Source organism: Nonomuraea cavernae, assembly GCF_040655715.1.
GTDB lineage: Bacteria > Actinomycetota > Actinomycetes > Streptosporangiales > Streptosporangiaceae > Nonomuraea > Nonomuraea cavernae_A.
In genome coordinates, this window is record NZ_JBFAKL010000045.1 from 1 (window position 1) to 15,901 (window position 15,901).

Annotated in this window: 22 protein-coding genes; 10 read left to right on the plus strand and 12 right to left on the minus strand. The window is 69.7% G+C overall.

The genetic code is table 11. From position 1 onward, the window contains the following. Positions 1-98: 98 nt before the first annotated feature. The 4 genes from AB0I38_RS38860 to AB0I38_RS38875 all read left to right on the plus strand — a co-directional run bounded on the left by AB0I38_RS38860 (position 99) and on the right by AB0I38_RS38875 (position 4,339). Positions 99-971 carry an ROK family protein gene (locus tag AB0I38_RS38860; RefSeq protein ID WP_358494929.1) on the plus strand — a complete coding sequence of 291 codons (873 nt, stop codon included), beginning with the start codon at positions 99-101 and terminating at the stop codon, positions 969-971. 230 nt (positions 972-1,201) lie between these two features. Continuing rightward, the gene (locus tag AB0I38_RS38865; RefSeq protein WP_358494936.1) at positions 1,202-3,082 is read left to right on the plus strand and encodes an albusnodin/ikarugamycin family macrolactam cyclase; all 1,881 of its coding nucleotides are present in this window, start codon (positions 1,202-1,204) and stop codon (positions 3,080-3,082) included. 5 nt (positions 3,083-3,087) lie between these two features. Further along, entirely contained in the window at positions 3,088-3,966 is an 879-nt protein-coding gene (locus AB0I38_RS38870; RefSeq protein WP_358494943.1) for a lasso peptide biosynthesis B2 protein, read from the plus strand. A 172-nt stretch (positions 3,967-4,138) separates the two neighbouring features. After that, complete coding sequence (locus AB0I38_RS38875; RefSeq protein ID WP_358494949.1) at positions 4,139-4,339, plus strand: hypothetical protein; 201 nt, start codon at positions 4,139-4,141, stop codon at positions 4,337-4,339. Positions 4,340-4,362: 23 nt separating this feature from the next. Here AB0I38_RS38875 and AB0I38_RS38880 read toward each other — a convergent pair whose 3' ends face one another. After that, positions 4,363-4,749: a winged helix-turn-helix transcriptional regulator gene (locus AB0I38_RS38880; protein ID WP_358494952.1), complete on the minus strand. Its 387-nt coding sequence runs from the start codon at positions 4,747-4,749 to the stop codon at positions 4,363-4,365. Positions 4,750-4,853: 104 nt separating this feature from the next. On the opposite strand from AB0I38_RS38880, the gene AB0I38_RS38885 reads away from it, so the two are divergent. Together AB0I38_RS38885 and AB0I38_RS38890 are read left to right on the plus strand one after the other, a co-directional pair. Further along, positions 4,854-5,477, plus strand: coding sequence for an NAD(P)-dependent oxidoreductase (locus AB0I38_RS38885; protein WP_358494956.1), 624 nt, complete (start codon positions 4,854-4,856; stop codon positions 5,475-5,477). 285 nt (positions 5,478-5,762) lie between these two features. Next, positions 5,763-6,104: a hypothetical protein gene (locus AB0I38_RS38890; protein ID WP_358494960.1), complete on the plus strand. Its 342-nt coding sequence runs from the start codon at positions 5,763-5,765 to the stop codon at positions 6,102-6,104. Positions 6,105-6,232: 128 nt separating this feature from the next. On the opposite strand, the gene AB0I38_RS38895 is transcribed toward AB0I38_RS38890, so the two are convergent. From AB0I38_RS38895 to AB0I38_RS38925, 7 genes are all read right to left on the minus strand, one after another. Continuing rightward, complete coding sequence (locus AB0I38_RS38895) at positions 6,233-7,288, minus strand: hypothetical protein (protein WP_358494963.1); 1,056 nt, start codon at positions 7,286-7,288, stop codon at positions 6,233-6,235. 116 nt (positions 7,289-7,404) lie between these two features. After that, positions 7,405-7,782, minus strand: a complete 378-nt coding sequence (locus AB0I38_RS38900; RefSeq protein WP_358494968.1) for a MauE/DoxX family redox-associated membrane protein — start codon at positions 7,780-7,782, stop codon at positions 7,405-7,407. Beyond that, a complete protein-coding gene (locus AB0I38_RS38905) occupies positions 7,779-8,252 on the minus strand; it encodes a hypothetical protein (protein WP_358494970.1) in 474 nt (157 codons plus the stop codon). The genes AB0I38_RS38900 and AB0I38_RS38905 overlap by 4 nt, the downstream gene beginning before the upstream one ends. An 87-nt stretch (positions 8,253-8,339) precedes the next feature. Next, positions 8,340-8,507, minus strand: a complete 168-nt coding sequence (locus AB0I38_RS38910; protein WP_358494973.1) for a hypothetical protein — start codon at positions 8,505-8,507, stop codon at positions 8,340-8,342. Further along, positions 8,508-9,023, minus strand: a complete 516-nt coding sequence (locus AB0I38_RS38915) for a hypothetical protein (protein ID WP_358494977.1) — start codon at positions 9,021-9,023, stop codon at positions 8,508-8,510. It lies immediately after the preceding gene. 2 nt (positions 9,024-9,025) lie between these two features. Beyond that, positions 9,026-9,535 (minus strand): hypothetical protein, encoded by a 510-nt coding sequence (locus AB0I38_RS38920; protein WP_358494980.1) that lies wholly within the window; start codon positions 9,533-9,535, stop codon positions 9,026-9,028. Then, on the minus strand, positions 9,536-10,144 hold the full coding sequence (locus tag AB0I38_RS38925; RefSeq protein WP_358494984.1) for a hypothetical protein: 609 nt from the start codon (positions 10,142-10,144) through the stop codon (positions 9,536-9,538). Positions 10,145-10,625: 481 nt separating this feature from the next. Between AB0I38_RS38925 and AB0I38_RS38930 the strand changes: the two genes are divergently transcribed. Beyond that, complete coding sequence (locus AB0I38_RS38930; RefSeq protein ID WP_358494986.1) at positions 10,626-11,015, plus strand: hypothetical protein; 390 nt, start codon at positions 10,626-10,628, stop codon at positions 11,013-11,015. A gap of 88 nt (positions 11,016-11,103) precedes the next feature. Here the strand turns inward: AB0I38_RS38930 and AB0I38_RS38935 are convergent, their stop codons facing one another. After that, positions 11,104-12,333, minus strand: a complete 1,230-nt coding sequence (locus AB0I38_RS38935) for an ROK family transcriptional regulator (protein WP_358494990.1) — start codon at positions 12,331-12,333, stop codon at positions 11,104-11,106. 185 nt (positions 12,334-12,518) lie between these two features. Here AB0I38_RS38935 and AB0I38_RS38940 point away from each other — a divergent pair, with 185 nt between their 5' ends. After that, positions 12,519-12,959 carry a hypothetical protein gene (locus AB0I38_RS38940; RefSeq protein WP_358494993.1) on the plus strand — a complete coding sequence of 147 codons (441 nt, stop codon included), beginning with the start codon at positions 12,519-12,521 and terminating at the stop codon, positions 12,957-12,959. Positions 12,960-13,089: 130 nt separating this feature from the next. Further along, a complete protein-coding gene (locus AB0I38_RS38945; RefSeq protein ID WP_358494997.1) occupies positions 13,090-13,665 on the plus strand; it encodes a hypothetical protein in 576 nt (191 codons plus the stop codon). On the opposite strand, the gene AB0I38_RS38950 is transcribed toward AB0I38_RS38945, so the two are convergent. Beyond that, positions 13,581-14,477: a class I SAM-dependent methyltransferase gene (locus tag AB0I38_RS38950; protein WP_358495001.1), complete on the minus strand. Its 897-nt coding sequence runs from the start codon at positions 14,475-14,477 to the stop codon at positions 13,581-13,583. The two genes, AB0I38_RS38945 and AB0I38_RS38950, sit on opposite strands and share 85 nt — an antisense overlap. Further along, positions 14,477-14,770: a hypothetical protein gene (locus tag AB0I38_RS38955; protein ID WP_358495004.1), complete on the minus strand. Its 294-nt coding sequence runs from the start codon at positions 14,768-14,770 to the stop codon at positions 14,477-14,479. The genes AB0I38_RS38950 and AB0I38_RS38955 overlap by 1 nt, the downstream gene beginning before the upstream one ends. 58 nt (positions 14,771-14,828) lie before the next feature. On the opposite strand from AB0I38_RS38955, the gene AB0I38_RS38960 reads away from it, so the two are divergent. Continuing rightward, the gene (locus AB0I38_RS38960) at positions 14,829-15,470 is read left to right on the plus strand and encodes a TetR/AcrR family transcriptional regulator (protein WP_358495007.1); all 642 of its coding nucleotides are present in this window, start codon (positions 14,829-14,831) and stop codon (positions 15,468-15,470) included. A gap of 49 nt (positions 15,471-15,519) precedes the next feature. Here the strand turns inward: AB0I38_RS38960 and AB0I38_RS38965 are convergent, their stop codons facing one another. After that, entirely contained in the window at positions 15,520-15,888 is a 369-nt protein-coding gene (locus AB0I38_RS38965; RefSeq protein WP_358495013.1) for a hypothetical protein, read from the minus strand. Positions 15,889-15,901: the final 13 nt, after the last annotated feature.

The window sequence follows — 15,901 nt, forward strand, 5'->3', positions numbered from 1 at the left end:
CGATCTCGTGATCTAGGCAATCCGATCATCGCAGGTCGGAGGCACCTTTCTCTATTAACGATCTTCAGGACGAAATTCCGGCTGAATAGCCGAGGCTGGTGCACGAGCCCATGGACGACATCCAGATGATGACGGTCGGCCAGGGAATCTCCGGCGGAAACGGATGGGTGGCCGAGACCGCCGAGGCCGTACACACGATGACCCAGAACATCGGAAGGCATCGCGCGGACATCGCCACCCTCGGGATGGCGGTCCCGTGGGCGGTTCACGCGCGCACCCTGTTACCCAGCGAGCCCGTGCCGACCTGGGCGGACACGAGGCCGGTGGGGCGGTTGCTGGCTGAGGCGCTCGCGCTTCCACCGGGCAACCGGGTCCAGGTCGTGATCGACACCGACGCGCGCCTGGCGGCCTTCTACGAACAGACCTACAACCACGCTTTCGAGACCATGCTGTCGGTCCAGGTGTCGGCGCATGTCACCGGCGGCCTCATGCTGGCCAGCACGCACGTGCGCGGTGCCCGTGGCCGGGCCGTGAGCGTGGGGCATCTGTCCGTCGACCTGGCGGGCCGGGAATGCTGGTGCGGGCTCAGGGGCTGTTTGGAGGGGTACGTGACGGCGCCCGCGCTTCTGGAGGAGGCCTTCGTCAAGTGCCACGCCCGGCAGGTCTCACCACCGAGCACGATCGAGCAGTTCATCACCCGCGCGCGGGAGCGTGACCTGGTCTGCCTGGACGTGTTGCGGCGGGCGGCGGTCCAGTTGGGGCGTGGCCTGGTCAGCGCCACGGTCGCGGCCGACCAGCACGCCATCGTGCTCGGCGGGACGGTCGCGCCCGGCTTCGAGCTGGTGCTGGAGGAGTGCCGCAGGGAGATGGACCGTTCGGAGTGGGCCCGAGATGTGCCGGTGCTGATCGGCGAGCTCGATGCCGCCACTCACGGCGCCCTCCTGCTCGGTCTGGCAGGCCATCTCAACTGAGCGGCTCAACGAGAGGGCTCTCAACGGAGCGGTTCTCAACGGGCGGCTCTCAGCGGAGCGGTTCTTCTGAGGGCGGCGGCACGAGCATCGGATTGCCGAGCCGGCGGGTGCCGCGAGCCGCGGGTGAGTAGAGTCCGTACAGCCATAGCCGGACTCCCAGAAAGAGATGATCGCCGTGTCGGACACCCCGTCCGAAGATCGTGCTGACGCGCCGCCGCCGGAGCCTGCTTATGAACCGCCGGTCATCATCGATCTGGGACGCATCAGGGCTCTCTTCCGCGGCAACGCCTCCAGCGGCAACGCCGACGCCAATTCGCAGTATTACTGGTGAACGGTCACTTCCCGGATTCCTCGTCCACCTGCGCGACGGTCGCCTGAGCGATGATCCCGACCTGCCGGGCCTTCCCGTCTGGTCGGGGATCGAGGGCGTCAGGGCCTACGGGCTCTGGCCGCGCGGACAACTCTCCACGGCCACGTACGGCTCCGCCCGCCTGCTCGTCGCCGGTCACTGTCTCGCCTCCCAGGAGGAGATCGCCGCCCGGCTCGCGGCCGCGATCGACGGCGTCAGCCCCGACCTGCTGACCGAGTTGCCCGGTGCGTACGCGTGTGTCCTGGTGGAACGGGACAGGATCCAGATGTACAGCGATCTCGGCGGGCAGTTCCCCTTCTACCTGGCCGCCCGTGGCGGGGGGTGGCTGGTCTCGTCGCACGCTCGGCTGCATGGGCGCGAGCTCGACCCGCCGGCCGCCGCGGTCGACATCGTCTGCCCGCACGTGCTGCCGCTGACGGAGGGCAGGTCGTTGCTGCGTGGGGTTCGTGAAGTCGGGGGCGGTCAGGTGATCTCCGCTGCTTCCGGCGGCGTCGAGGTGCGGCGTTACGCCCCACGGCTGCCCGAGCGGGTGACCGATCCGGCCGAGGGGGCTCGGGCGCTGCGGTCGGCCCTGGTGGAGGCCGTGCGCCTGCGGTGCCGCTCCGGCGTCGTCACCTCGGATCTGAGCGGCGGCGTCGACTCCACCGCGCTCACCCTGCTGGCCGCGCGCCTGTCACCGGAGGCCGTCGACGCCGTCGTCTATCACCATCCGTCCGCCCCGGCGGACGACCTGGCCCAGGCCGTCCGGGTCGCGAGTGCCGATCGGCGCATCAGACTGGCCACCGTGCGCGGCACCCCGGACACCCTGCCCTACCAGCGGCTGGACCAGGCATGGGCCGATCGTCCCGCGCCGGGGGCGCTGGCTCACCGCAGGGCGATGCTGCGCCTTCGCTGGGCCGCCTCTCACGGATCCGGGGCGCATCTCACCGGTGAGGGCGCCGACGCGCTGCTGCATCCTTCGCCCGCCTATCTGGCGGACCTGGTCAAGGCGGGCTCGGTGGCCCGGCTGGTCAAGGACAGCGCCGCCCTCGCCCAGCTGCGCAAGGTCGCGCCCGGCGGGCTCATGTCCCGGGCGGCACGGCTCGCCCGTACGTCACCCGCGATGGCGCTGCGCCAACTGGGGCGGAGTCTGAACGGTCCGCCACGCGGGGCCGGCTCACCCGCGGACGCCGTGTCGTGGTGGAGCGTCTCGGGGGAGGCCATCGGCTGGCTGGCGCCCCGGGTGCGGTCGGACCTCGCGGACATCGCGACCGACCCCGCCACGAGGAGGGCCATGCCCGAGGGCGTGGGCCCGGCCGACCACGCCGCGCTGGCCGAACTTCGCTCCGCCGCGCACGCCCAGCAATACCTCAGGGAGCTGGGCGCCGAGGCGGGGGTCGCGGTGCACGCCCCCTACCTCGACCGGGCCGTGATCCGCAGCTGCCTGGCCGTGCCCGCCGTGCTGCGCGCCGAGCGGGGCCGCTTCAAACCGCTGCTCGTGGCGGCGCTGCGCGACCTGGTGCCGAACGACGCGCTGTCCCGTACGACCAAGGGCGCCTATCAGGCGGAGGAGTACCTGGGCGCACGCCGGGCGCGGCGTGAGATCTCCGCGCTCCTGGCGGATTCGAGGCTGGTGGATCTCGGTGTCGTGGACCCGCGCGCGGTCGCTGTCACGGTGACCCGCCTGTTTCACGGCGCCCCTGTGCCGCTCGGTTCGTTCGGCCGCCTCCTGGCGCTGGAAACCTGGCTTCGCGACACTTGACCGCCATGGCCTCGTCCACGCTTCTGGAGCTCTACCGCCATACCGACGAACACGGTGTGGTGGTCGTCGACGTACGAACGGAGCACTGTCACGCGCTGAACTCCACCGCGGCCCTGGTGTGGGAGGTGCTCCGGGGCGGCGGCAGCGTCGCCGACGCGGTCGAGGCGCTCGCGGATCGGCACGTGGACCAGCCGCGCGAACGCATCCGGGCCGACGTCACCGAGTTCGCGGCGGACCTGCGCGAAGCGGGCCTCCTGCGTCCGGCACCGCCTTCCGCGCGGCGGAGCTCGCCCGCCACCGAGGAAACCGACAAAACAAAGGAAGCCGGGGAGACAGGGGCGGCCGCGGAAGCCGGAGAGACGGGGGCGGCCGAGGAGGTCGCGGAGGCTGAGGGAGGCGAGTGGCGGGCCAGTGGGGTGCCGATGGCGCGCGGCTCGGCCGGTCGGCCGAGTCTGGCGAGCGTGGTGTTCCTGCTGGCCGCCGTGACGCTGCTGGCGTTGCCCCTGCGGTTCTCCTCCCGGCTCGCGCGACGGGCACATCGTCGGCTCGGCCATCGCCCGCTCCCGGTCGACAGAGCGGAACGCATGACGGCAGAGGTGAAGAAGGCGGCGGCGATCTTCCCCGGACGCGCCGCCTGCTTCGAGATCTCCCTGGCGACCGTGCTGTGGGCCGCCGCCCTGGGGCACAAGCTCGACTGGTGCTGGGGGGTGCTGCCCAACCCCTTCACCTTTCACGCCTGGGTCGAAACGCAGGGGCAGCGCGTAGAGGACGACGAGGACCGTCTTTACGGCCCGCCCTTTCACCGGCTACACCCGCTGGACACACAACAGTGGCCGCTTCGTTCTGAACGCCTGTTTCGGTGGCCCGCCTCCTTGCGGCGCTAATTCGAAAGGGACGGCACCAAATTTCGCCGCTGCCGGGCGGATTCATGTTGTGTCGTTTTCTGGTGCGACTGAACGGGCGTTGTTCTCTAGAGAACCATCGGCCTACGATCCGGGAACGGAGACCCTGAGAAAGGGCCCCGAACAATGGGGCCGGCCGAAAAGGTGATGGGAAATGGGGCGCTATCTGCGCCGTTCCACCGGACGTGACAGAAAACCCGACTGGAAACTGCTCCTGCTGATCGTGGCGGCCACGGGCACGGGAGGCGTCGTGATCTTCCAGCCGTCTCTCGCCGCACCCGTCGCCATCGCCGTCGGCGTGGCCACCCTTTTCAACGACCTGCTCTCCCGCCGTCGTAAAGGGGATGACGACTGACGAGGGGCGGCGCGCATGTGGCGTCATCCGGTGCGGTCGAGGCGGGCGCCTTCGCCGTATGACTCACGGGCGTCGAGTAGTTCGTCCCAATGCTCGTTCACCCAGGCACAGGCGACCGCCATCGGCGTGAGCAGGCTTCTGCCCAGCGGAGTCAGCTCGTACTCGACACGCGGGGTGGCCTCGGCGTAGACGGTGCGCTTGACCAGACCGTCGCGTTCGAGGGACCGCAGCGACTGGGTGAGGACCTTGGGAGTGACGCGGCTCAGCGGCACCCGCAGCTCAGAGAACCGGCGCGGCCCGTGCTCAAGGCAGCGGATGATGAGCGCCGCCCACTTGTCGCCGAAGCGCATCGGACTGAGCGAGGACGGACACAACTCGTCGAACAGGTCGGCCGGCAGCGGTTTCCTCATCACCTCACGATAAGCGGTATCCCGCGGGTAACCGCGGCCCCCGATAGCGTCCGCGAAACGGCTGGGCGTACGGGCTCCGGCCCTGGCGGAAAAGGTGGTTCGTCATGAAAGTCACGGTCTTCGGCGCGGGTGGACGGGCCGGACGGCAGATTGTCGCCGAGGCTCATCGGCGTGGCCACCAGGTCACCGCCGTGGTACGCGATCCTGCCCGCCACAGCGACCTGACCGACGTGCGCGTGGTGGCGGGCGACGTCACGGACGGGGTGAGCGTCGAGCAGGCGGCCGTCGGGCAGGACGCGGCCATCAGCGCGGCCGCGGACCTGTCCGTGCCCCCGTACGACTTCTTCACGGCGTCGGCCCGTGCCCTGATCACCGGCCTGCGGAAGGCGGACGTGCGCCGCCTGGTCGTGGTCGGCCTGGCGTCGATCCTGCCGGGGGCGTCCGGCGCTCCACTGATGGACGAGCCCGGCTATCCGAACGAGTACCGCTCCTTCTACCTCGGCCACGCCGCCGGACTCGACGAGCTTCGGGCCAGTGATCTGGACTGGGCTTACGTGGCGCCCGCAGGCGACTTCGACCATGACGGCACGCGTACCGGCCAGTACCGGATCGCCGAGCACGGGGACCAGGCCAGCCGGATCTCGTACGCGGACTTCGCGATCGCGCTGCTCGACGAGATCGAGACCCCGCGCTGTCACCGCGCCGCCGTCAGTGTCCGGGAGGCGTGAAGTCGAGCCGCGACAGCCCGACCCTTCTGGGGCGCCGAGCGCGTACGCCGTTCGCCGGAGCGATGATGACACCGAGTGATGCGCCGGGCGCGTGTGCTTCAAGATCCCGACAACAGGATGATCGGCCCCGTCAGGTTCGTTATGATCATCAGCAAGCTTCTCCACCGAGGTGACGCGGTCAGCGGCCCGTCGTCGGGTTCCTGCCGCCTTGGTGGTTCAACATCGCTGAATGTCTGACGCCGCACGGCGTTCTTTCGCCATGCCTTTTTCCTGGAGGGTTCTTTCATGCGTATTCCGAGTGTCGTTCGTCCTGCCGCGATGGCGTTCGCGATTCTCGCCCTCGTCTCTACCGTCGCCGCCTGCGGAGGTGAGGGCGACGGCACTTCGGGTACGGCCGCCGCGGCGGGCGTCGACAAGGCCGCTCTGATCGCGAAGATGAAGGAGGCGCCGGACGCGAAGGACGTCCCGGAGTCGATCTTCGACTGTATGGCCGGTGCCATGCTGAAGCACGGCGACCAGGCCACTTTGCAGAGTTACGTCGACGGCAAGGTGAACATCGACAACGATTTCAAGGCCTTCGGCGAGAAGGAGAAGCAGATCCAGTCAGAGGTGTCGGCCTGTGAATAGCATCGCCTCGGCCTGAGAGATCCAAGGTGCCCGGGCAAGCTGATTTTCCCTGCTCTGGCAGGGTGACGGCGTCCGGGGCACCTGTTCTCCGGACGCCCATGATTCTGATGCGCGCCTACGGCCGGCGGTCAGTGCCGGGCGCCGCCGGGGATGACGAGCTCCGCCTCGCCGGGGAACTCGTGAAGGAGGCGGCCGGCTGACAGCAGCCGCTGGTGTCCGGTCCGCTGGTCGCGGGGGAACTGGAGGACGGCGTAGCCGTCAGCCGTCGGGCCCACGGCATAGTGGCCGTCCGCCAGGGGCGTGCGCGACACGAGGGCGCCCCCTTGGCCGAACTCCAGGACCGCGACCTGCTCCCCGGTGTACTCCAGCAGGAAGACACGGCCGCCGCTGACCTGCACCGACAGGCCGTGGTCGGCGTCGGACAGCACTCCGTCTCCGCTCGCCTGGAGGGTCACGGTCGAGCCGCCGGTACGCAGCCTCACCTGTGTGCGTGTGCCCTCGCCGTACTGTGACTGGTCGAGGAGGGCCAGGTCGCCTGAGGGCAGGATGCCGACGGGCTCGTACCCCTCCGGCAGGCGCGGCGTGCTGATCCGGCCGGTGCCGAGGTCCACATCGGTGTATTCGCTGACTTTCCCGCTCGCGTGGTAGCCGAGGATCAACCGCCGGGAGTCGGCGGACCAGGCCCAGGGGCTGTAGGCGGTGTCCGTCCCGCCGGTCGCAGGGGAGGCGATGCGGTGGGTCGTGTCGCCCAGCAGGTCTCTGAGCTCGTACCCGCTCGCGGTCGGCATGCCGAGCCAGCGCCCGTCGGGGGACAGCGTGAGGTTGCCCGGCGGGGTGACGGTGCGCGTGCCGAGCAGGTGCTGCCGGCCGTCGGCGAGAGCGAGCAGCGTGGGGCAGGCCTGTCTGCACGGTGTGTACACGGCCGCGCCCCGGCCGACCGGCCCGTTCGCGGGCAGCGCCGAAACGGGGCCGGGCGTCGCCGGAACCGCCACGATGGTGTCGCCGGACGGACGGGCCAGGCCCTGCTGGAGCCCGACTCCGCCGGCGATCAGCAGCGTCGCGAAGGTCACCCCGGCCGCGGTCCGTACGATCCTGCGACGGCGCGGTCCGTGCGGCGCGTGGTCCGCGCCGGCGCAGTCGCGCGCCTCCTGTTCGGGTTCGTGGTACGAGTCGCGAAGGTTCACGGATGCACCCTCTCCAGCAGTTCGTGGCGCCACTGCTCTCAGCCGTTCGAGCGCGTCGTGCCTGTGCTGAGCGCGTCGTGCCTGTGCCGATGACATGGGCCCGTGCGGCGACGATCTCAGGCCGCGCCGAGCAACGCCAGGCCCATGACCAGGATCAGGGCCGCTCTGACCCAGGTCCACGCGGACACCGTCTCGCGGACGCCGAAACACTGGCAGGAGGCCGGCTTGCCCGCGATCAGCAGGTAGGTCTGCGCTCCGGTGAACGCCACGCCGAGCAGAGTACCCGCCACTCCTACGACCAGGTCAGGCGCGGGGGAGAACAACGCCCCGGCGGTCAGCGCCTCCACGGCGACGATCGCGCCGGCCGCCGCCGGCGCGATCGCCGGCGGGAGACCGAAGCTCCCCAGGCCGTCGCGGAAAGCTCCGAAGGCGCGGAGCTTCCCGGCGACGGCCAGGAGCAGGACGATCCCCAAGGCGTAGCGAACGATGATCAAGCGATCACCAGCAGCACGATCATTGGGATCGCCAGGATCGCGAACAGCGGTCGCAGCCTGGGCAGTTCGAAATAGAAGGCGTTGTCGGCGGCCATCTTGCTCCGGGCCGCCGTGAACGTCAGGAGCATCACCGCCCTGGCCAGCGCGAAACCGGCGCCCGCCATGAGCGCCTCCGGCCACGAGGCGAGGAACACGATGGAGATCGCCAAGATGTGCGGCAGCGCGGTCGGGGAGTAGGTGCGCATTCCGGTGCCCATTTCCATGCCGAACTGCACCGACCCCCAGAAGGGGATTCCGGTGACGAACTGCGGGACCAGACGTGCGTTCTGCAGTATTGGGAACGTGAGCACGCCGAGTTCCTGAAGCAGCAGGACCACCGCCGCGAGGGCGACCAGGATCTGGAGCGCGAGTAAGGGGAACGGTGCTCGGATGAGCGAGCCGACCACGACGAAGGCGAACGCGGTGGCCATCGCTCCCACGAAGAGACCGAGAACGAAACCGGAAATGTCAGAACCTCGCCGGACCGACGAGGACAGCACCCAGGCGCTGTTGAGGCTTCAAACGGATCCGGACAGCGAGAACCCGGCGACCAGGGCGGCGACCAGCCAGGTGAAGCCGGTCGTGCCGGCACCGAGCGCCCGCGCGGCGAGCACGGCCGCCTCCCCCGCCACGATCAGCGCCAGACCGGGCGCCAGCAGGCGGAGGGAGGCCGTCGTGGTACGCACCTAGATCGCGGTCCGGCAGATCGAGAACCGGTTGATCGCGCTGCTGCCGCATTGCACGACGTAGTACTGGCCGTCAGAGCATTTGCGTCGCGTGCTGGTGGTGCTGCCGCCGGTCCAGCGCCACGCGTTGCGGCCGTCGCAGGTGCTGGGGTGGGAGGTGTAGTTGATGCTGACACAGGTGCCCGAGTAACCGTCGTCCCGGTGCCAGGTGCTCGTGCAGTTGTCGGAGCCGTAGTAGGCGCTGGGCGGCACGCAGACCGTGCTCGCGTTGACGAATCCGCGGCAGGTGTCGTGGATGGTCTTGTAGACCGCGGCTGCCGCGCTTCGCGGACGGGACCCCGGCAGCAGGTCCAGGGCGCCGAGTCCGGCCGCCGTCGCCACGCCGAACGCCATGCCGAACATCCGCCTGCGACTCCAGCGTGATGTGCCTGACGCCACCCGGGACGGCAGCGCCGCTTCGGGTGCTTCCTGCGCGCTCGGGATCTGGTCGAGGACCGATCTCTTCTGGTCGGCCATGGTCACGTGTGTGCTTCCCTTCGTCTCAGTATCGCTCGTTCGACGACGTCCACCAGCGCGTCGCCGGACCCCAGCGGGGCCGTGAACACCACCAGCCCATCGGCGCCGACGATGATGAGGGCGGGCGTGTAGGGCACGGTCACCGACCGCCAGATCGCGGGATCCCTGATCACCCGGACCTCGCCGGGGAGGCTCTTGTCGAAACCGGGATCGTCGGAGACCACGGCGAAGGAGTGGTCGGCAGGGAGTTGGGGAGCCAGCTTGCCGATGGCGAGCAGAACGTCGTCGCAGATCGAGCACTGCCTGTTGACCTTGACGACGAGGGTGGTGCCGTTCGGCGTGGTGACGGCGGACCGCGCCTGCTCGTCCTGTCCCGCGCCGAAGCGGACGCCGATGCCGTTGTACGTGGCCAGTTCCAGTTCACGTATCCGGCGGTAGAGGCCCGCCCCGGCTGCGAACAGCAGGGCGACGAGGATGCCAAGGACGATGACCGCCGCTGACGTCGGGTCCACTCAGGCCGTCCAGTCGAGACGCTTGACCTTGGTCAGGAAGTCGGCGGCGGACTCGTCCGGCGCCGACCCGGCCGCGCGCACCGAGACGCCCGGCTGTGATTCGCGGGGGGCGTCCCAGGGGGTCAAGGTCACCACGGCGGAGTCGGTGACCATGAGCAGGGGCTGACTTTGGGCGTCGGGCGCGGCCTCCAGCCGCCAGATCTCGCCCGCGCGGGCCTCGTAGCCGCGCCACTTCGGGATCTGGTCGGCGCCCGACGCCTTGGACTGGACCTGCAGGGTTCCGACGCCCGCGACGGTCTGCATGTAGAGGGCCATCGACAGGTCGAATCGCTGCCCGGGGTCAGCGGTCATGCCCTCGGGCGTGTCCGTCCAGGCGACTCGGCTGAAGGTCTCGATGATGTCGTGCGATTCCCACATGGGGGCGTAGAACATCCCGTGCGCCATGTGCCACGGGCCGAGCCACGCGGCCCACCGGGCATCCTGGGGGTCCTTGCAATCGTAGATGACGAGCTCGCCGCCGGCCAGGGAGAAGCGTTCGCGTTCTCGTCCGCCGACTGAGAACACCCCCGAGCCGAGTGAGGACTTGGGGGCGAGTTCGAGCGCCCACACATCGGCCGTCGTGTTACGGCTCCCGTATTTAGGGAGGTAACGTACGTGGCCGCACCACGAACCTAGAACGTCTTTTTCGACGCCTTCGACTTCGAGTTGAATGAGAGAATTGTCGATTGCGCGGACTGTTGATAAAGGCGCCATGCAGCTTTCCCTTGACGGATGGCCAGTTAATGGGATTAGAAGCAGACTGATCCTGGCCGCAGTCTTACATGATCGTAAGTCGCCGTCAAGACCATTTACCGTTCGCTGAAAATCCCTGGTCAGACGTCTGGAAGGGCTCTGGCGGGGTACTCGGAATAGGTCTCGACGTAACTCTCGACGTCTGTGTAACTACTCATCGGAGTTGCTCGATGCCGTATAGGAGCGGGCCCGGATTTGCCGTTCTGAAAGCCACGCCCGGGTGCCGGACAATGCCCTATTGATCATTCAGTGCTGCCATGTCATAGTCGTCCCGTTGTTCAGGGGAAAGGACGCGAAAATGCTTTCTGGGAAAATCGTCCGCCGGACGGCGGCAGTCGTGGCGATGGTCGGCCTGGCGATGACGCCCGCGCTTGTCGCCAACGCGCAAACGGCCTCCGCCGCTCTCGCCTGCGGGGGCGAAACGGCCAAAACACCCTGGAAGGTGGGCACCAACATCTGGGGCGAAGGATTCGCCGGCTCATGCTCCGGCGACTACCGGATCTTCGTCGAGCGTTCCCGGTACTACGGGTGGGAGACCATGGCCGCGTCGCAGTGGATCAGGGCCAATGAGGGGACGGTGGTGACGTACAACTGCGCGGGCACAGGGACGCACACGTTCAGGGCCGCCGTCTGGAAGAGCGGCGTGGGCGTCATCAAGACGTCGGGCACCTTCCGGACCTCGTGCTGATCCCATCCTGACGGTCGGGGAAGCGGCCGCGAGCCCGCGTGCGTGAGAGGGCGGACGCCTCTGATCCGAAAGGATCGGCCGCCGCGGGCTACGGCGGCGCCGTGCGGGCGAGCACACCCAGCGGGTCGGCCAGCAGTTCGGAGAAGCCGAGTTCGGCGGCGCCGACCAGGGTGGCATCGTCTCCCAGCGCCGAGATGCGCAGCCGTACGCGCTCCCGGGCGACGGGCAGCACGTTGGTGGCTATGCGGGCGCGTACCTGGGCCGCCGCGCCCGGGTACATCTCGCGCAGCATCCCCCCGAAGATCACCATGCCGGGGTTGAAGAGGTTGCAGAGGTTCGCCACCCCGATGCCGAGCCAGTCGCCGACGTGCCGCAGGGCGTCCTGGGCCACGAGATCGCCACGGTCGGCGTCGTCCACCACGGCCCGCACCGCGTCGCGGCCGAACCACTCGGCGGGCCGGCGGGCCGCGTCGAGCAGGGCCCGCTCGCCGACCTCCGCCTCCAGGCAGCCATGTGAGCCGCATCCGCAGGGGCGCCCGTTGTACGGGTTCACCACCATGTGCCCGAGCTCGCAACCGTATCCACTGTCGCCGTCCAGCAGCTTGCCGCCGACGATGATGCCGCCGCCCACGCCGACGTCCCCGTGTAAATAGATCAGGTTCTGGAAGCCGATGCCCGCTCCGCGCTGCTGTTCGGCCAGGGCGCCGAGGTGCGCCTCGTTGCCCACCGACACCGGTAGGCCGAGCTCCAGCCGGCGGCCGAGCTCGGTGCCGAACGCCTGGTCCACCCAGCCCATGTCGGGCCCGAACCGCACCATACCGTCGCCGGGGCGGATCATTCCGCAGTACGACGCCCCGATGCCGACGCACACCGACCCCGGAGGCGCCGCCTGGTGCAGCTGCTGACCGAACTGGGCGAGCACCTTGACCACGCAGTCGAGGTCGGCCCCGGCGCGCGGGCGGACCGCTTCCCTGCGGTCCAGCGTGACCCCGCCCAGCGCGACCCGGGCGGCGACCAGCCGGTCCACGGCGACGTCGAAGGCCAGCACGTACACCCGGTTGGAGTCAGGCCGGACCACCAGCGACGGCCGTCCCGCCCGGCCGGTCTCCGTGGGACGCTCCTCGCGGACCAGGCCCGCCGCGGTGAGCTCCGCTATCAGCGCCATGATGGTGCTGCGGTTCAGCCTCATCCGCTCGGCGAGCGCCGTGCGGGAGACCGAGCCGCTCAGGTGCACGTGTCGGAGCAGGGTGCCGACATTGTGCCGGCGGATCTCCTCCTGGCCCAACCTGACCTCCGAAATCGTCTGGTCACTCAGCATCGCGGAGACTCTGTTCGATGACGCGTGTCTGCACCGGACGATACTCCGGCAGGCCACGACCGGGGGTTTCCGGCGGCGGACCCCGTAAAGCCGCTGCTTCAGCGGATGATCGGGCCGGGACGCCGGTTGGGCGGCTCCAGCCGGATGCAAGATCTCTCCAAGTCGCGTCTTCTACCGTCCTGGCCATGCGAAAGACACTCGTCATCGGTGGAGTCCTGGCCTTCGTGATCGGCGCGGGCGTCCCGGCCTCGGCGCAGGCGGCCGCCCGCGTCCACTGGGGGCCCGTCCAGTCGTCGGCGGGACACTCCGGCCACGCCAAGGCCGACGTCTGGATCAGCGGCTTCAGCGCCGAGACATTCGTCGTGTACGGCAAGCTCTACGACCGCGACACGCACCGAGGCCACTGCGCCTATACCCGTGCCCGCTTCCACTACGTGGGTGGTGGCACCGGATGGAGCCGGCCCCGCTCGACCTGCTCGGCCAAGAGTTCCTTCCGGCTCACCTCGGACGGAGAGATCAACCGGGTGGACGTGAAGGTCTGCCTGTACGACCGGGGCCTGCGCAAGACCTTCAAGTGCCACGTCGACGCCATCAAGCCCGAGATCATCGCGAACTGGCCCCAGTGACCAGGTGGCCCCTGTAACTGAGAGAAACCTTTGACCCGGGGCCGGGGCATGCTCAGAGGATGCCCCGATGATCAACTGAAGATGGCTTATTTGCAGGGATAGTCGATCAAATCGGGATACTCTGCCGGGCGTGCGCCGATTGATCACGTCCCGTGGGGTATGGCTCGCGCTCGGGGCCGCCGTGGTGGCGGCCACGGTCGTCGTGATCGTGTGTTCGCGGACGCGTAGCCGGCCGGTCCACCGAGACGAGGCGGCTTCCGTCGCCTCGCTTCCGGTCCAGGCCGAGAGCGGACCCGGGTCGCCGTGGCCTCCGGTCCCGATCCTCGGCACGCCCACCCCTGAGGATCTCGCGCGTTACGCCGCCAGGCCGCGGGCCTTCGACGGTGGCGTCGCCACCGCGATCTTCGGCCGTGCCGAGCCGAGAGAGCCGCTGGACGAGGGCTTCCGCCGCCGCCTGAAGCGCTGGGGCATCGCCGGATTCACACTCCTGGTGCTGGCTGTCGGCACCCAGGCCGTCGAATCCGCGGTCTACTCCAAGGAGCCGGAGGAAGCGGTTGTCGTGGAGCCCTACGGGTGGTCCCCGGACGACTTCCACGAAGAGCCGTGCATCGCCTCGTCGTGCTATGACTCTGAGCTCGGGTTGCGTGTCGTACTCGATCCAGCGCTCGACGCGGTGATCAGCCAGAGCCCCGCCGGGAGCCGGTAGCCGGCGCCGGGGTCACGGAACCGGCCGAGCAGCCGGGCCGCCGCCGCCCGCGCGGCGGCCTGCCCTGGTGGCGCGGTCGCACGGTACGCCGCCCCGGCGGGGCCCATCTCGATGAGCCATTCGGCCACGGCGTCCGGCTCGTCGGGGGCGTCCAGGGTGACCTCGTGCGGCTCGATCGCGATGGCGCCGAAACCCGAGGCGCTCAGGACGCGCTCCAGCCGCGCCGGGTCGGCGAAGGCGAACGGGCCGGGCTCCGCACCGATCGGCAGCGGCGGCAGCGCTCCCACGTGGGGCGCGGCGCCGAGCATGACCGCCGACAGCCACGGGGTGGAGCTTCCGTCACGGAAGACGGTCGCGGCGAGCCGGCCGCCCGGACGCAGCGAACGTCGGATCGCCGCGCACCCCGCCCGCGGGTCGGCCAGCAGCATCAGTGTCATGCGGGAGAACGCCGCGTCGAACGGCGCCCCCGGCACCACCTCGACCGTCTCGATGTCGGCCGTGACGAACTCCAGGCCGGGATGCCGGTCGCGGGGGAAGCGCGTGCGGGCGGCGGCCACCATCGGGGCGGCCAGGTCGACGCCGACCGCCGCGCCGCCGGGACCCACCGTCGCCGCCAGCTCGGCCGTGGTGCCGCCGCAGCCGCAACCGACGTCGAGGATCCGCTCGCCCGGCCGCGCGCGCAGCCGGTCCATCGCCACCGCGCCCAGCGGCCGGCCGGTCCTGTCCTGCCGGTCGGCGTGCCGGATCCAGCCGGGCGCGGCCCGGGCCCAGAAGTCGGCGTTACGGGCTCGCAGGGTCTCGGTGCCGGCCATCAGAACGGCATTTCGGCGCCGTCGACGGAGACCGAGCGGAACCCGGCGGCCTTGCCGGGATCGAACCCCTCGTCCTGCGCCGCCAGGCCGGCGGCCCGGATCAGCCGCTCCGACTGGAACCGGCGGAACGCGTCCTCGCTCTCCCAGATGTTGATGATCCGCCAGCCGCCCTCGGCCGGGCCGGCGACGTGGGCGAGCAGGCCGGGCGGCCGGTCGGGGCCCAAGTGCCTCTCCACCTGCCGGTATTCCTGCTCGCTGACCCCGGGCATCTCCTGGAGGACTCCGTACGGCATGGCACCCACCCCTTTGGATAGAGTAAAACTCCATCTAATAGAGCACTACACTGCGAGCGTGGCTGTCAAGAGGCGATACCAGTCGGCGCGGAGGCAGGATCAGGCCCGCCAGACCCGGCGGGCGATCCTCGACGCCGCGGCCAAACTGTTCGTCGATCCCGGCTACGCCGCGACACCGCTGACCGCCGTGGCCGCCGAGGCGGGGGTCGCGATCCAGACGGTGTATGCGGTGTTCGGCAGTAAACGCCAGTTGCTGTCGGAATTGGTCGACGTCACCATCGCCGGCGACGACGAGCCGCTGAGCCTGCCCGACCGGCCCTTCGTCGCCGAGATCACGGCACTCGCCGACCCGGTGGCCAAGCTCGCGAGATACGCCCGGCACCTCACCGAAATCCACGTCCGTCAGGCCGATGTGATGATCGCGCTGGCCGGGGCCGCGACCGCCGACCCGGACGCCGCCGCCATCTGGCGCAAGAACGCCGAGGAACGCCGGCGCGGCATGGGCATGCTGGCCGCCGACCTCGCCACCACCGGCCGGCTCCGCCCCGGCCATGACGCCGACAGCGTGGCCGATGTCCTCTGGCTGGCCATGGACGTCCGCAACTACGACTGGCTCGTACGTCAGCGCGGCTGGAGCGTCGAGAGTTATCAGCACTGGTTCGTCGACACCGTGGCCGGAGCGATCCTCGACCGCGCCTGATACTGCGATCGGAGAGGATCACCGGGGTTGGCGCGCAGGGCGCGGCTGCCTAGCCGAGCGAGACCAGCGCGACGACGGCCAGCATCAGCAGGATCAGCGCGCCGATGATCGCCAGTAGAGCGATGACGCACCCCTTGCCGTTCCAGGGCTGTGGAGCCGGGCCGAGGGCGCCGCGGGCGTAGGTCCACAGGGGGGCGCGGTATTCGAGTTCGAGTGGCATGCCGGGCTGGAGCCAGACCGTCGCGTCCGCAGGACCGATCTGCGTGGGGAGGATATAGGGCAGATGGAGGTGAAGGTGATGCTGGCCGGGCGGAAGCGGGACCGTGTTGCGGCCCCATCTGCCTGGCATCGGGTGGCCGTTGATGACGATCATGGGTGTGATCATGGCCAGCATGAAGCCGAGCCAGTGCCGCTTCACGTCGAGGATGAGA

Excerpts from the sequence above, each read along its gene's own strand:
- AB0I38_RS38865 (WP_358494936.1), top strand. The coding sequence starts at position 1,202 with ATGAACCGCCGGTCATCATCGATCTGGGACGCATCAGGGCTCTCTTCC.
- AB0I38_RS38870 (WP_358494943.1), top strand. The coding sequence starts at position 3,088 with ATGGCCTCGTCCACGCTTCTGGAGCTCTACCGCCATACCGACGAACAC.
- AB0I38_RS38875 (WP_358494949.1), top strand. The coding sequence starts at position 4,139 with ATGGGGCGCTATCTGCGCCGTTCCACCGGACGTGACAGAAAACCCGAC.
- AB0I38_RS38880 (WP_358494952.1), bottom strand. The coding sequence starts at position 4,749 with ATGAGGAAACCGCTGCCGGCCGACCTGTTCGACGAGTTGTGTCCGTCC.
- AB0I38_RS38885 (WP_358494956.1), top strand. The coding sequence starts at position 4,854 with ATGAAAGTCACGGTCTTCGGCGCGGGTGGACGGGCCGGACGGCAGATT.
- AB0I38_RS38890 (WP_358494960.1), top strand. The coding sequence starts at position 5,763 with ATGCGTATTCCGAGTGTCGTTCGTCCTGCCGCGATGGCGTTCGCGATT.
- AB0I38_RS38905 (WP_358494970.1), bottom strand. The coding sequence starts at position 8,252 with ATGGCCACCGCGTTCGCCTTCGTCGTGGTCGGCTCGCTCATCCGAGCA.
- AB0I38_RS38915 (WP_358494977.1), bottom strand. The coding sequence starts at position 9,023 with ATGGCCGACCAGAAGAGATCGGTCCTCGACCAGATCCCGAGCGCGCAG.
- AB0I38_RS38930 (WP_358494986.1), top strand. The coding sequence starts at position 10,626 with ATGCTTTCTGGGAAAATCGTCCGCCGGACGGCGGCAGTCGTGGCGATG.
- AB0I38_RS38935 (WP_358494990.1), bottom strand. The coding sequence starts at position 12,333 with ATGCTGAGTGACCAGACGATTTCGGAGGTCAGGTTGGGCCAGGAGGAG.
- AB0I38_RS38940 (WP_358494993.1), top strand. The coding sequence starts at position 12,519 with ATGCGAAAGACACTCGTCATCGGTGGAGTCCTGGCCTTCGTGATCGGC.
- AB0I38_RS38950 (WP_358495001.1), bottom strand. The coding sequence starts at position 14,477 with ATGGCCGGCACCGAGACCCTGCGAGCCCGTAACGCCGACTTCTGGGCC.
- AB0I38_RS38955 (WP_358495004.1), bottom strand. The coding sequence starts at position 14,770 with ATGCCGTACGGAGTCCTCCAGGAGATGCCCGGGGTCAGCGAGCAGGAA.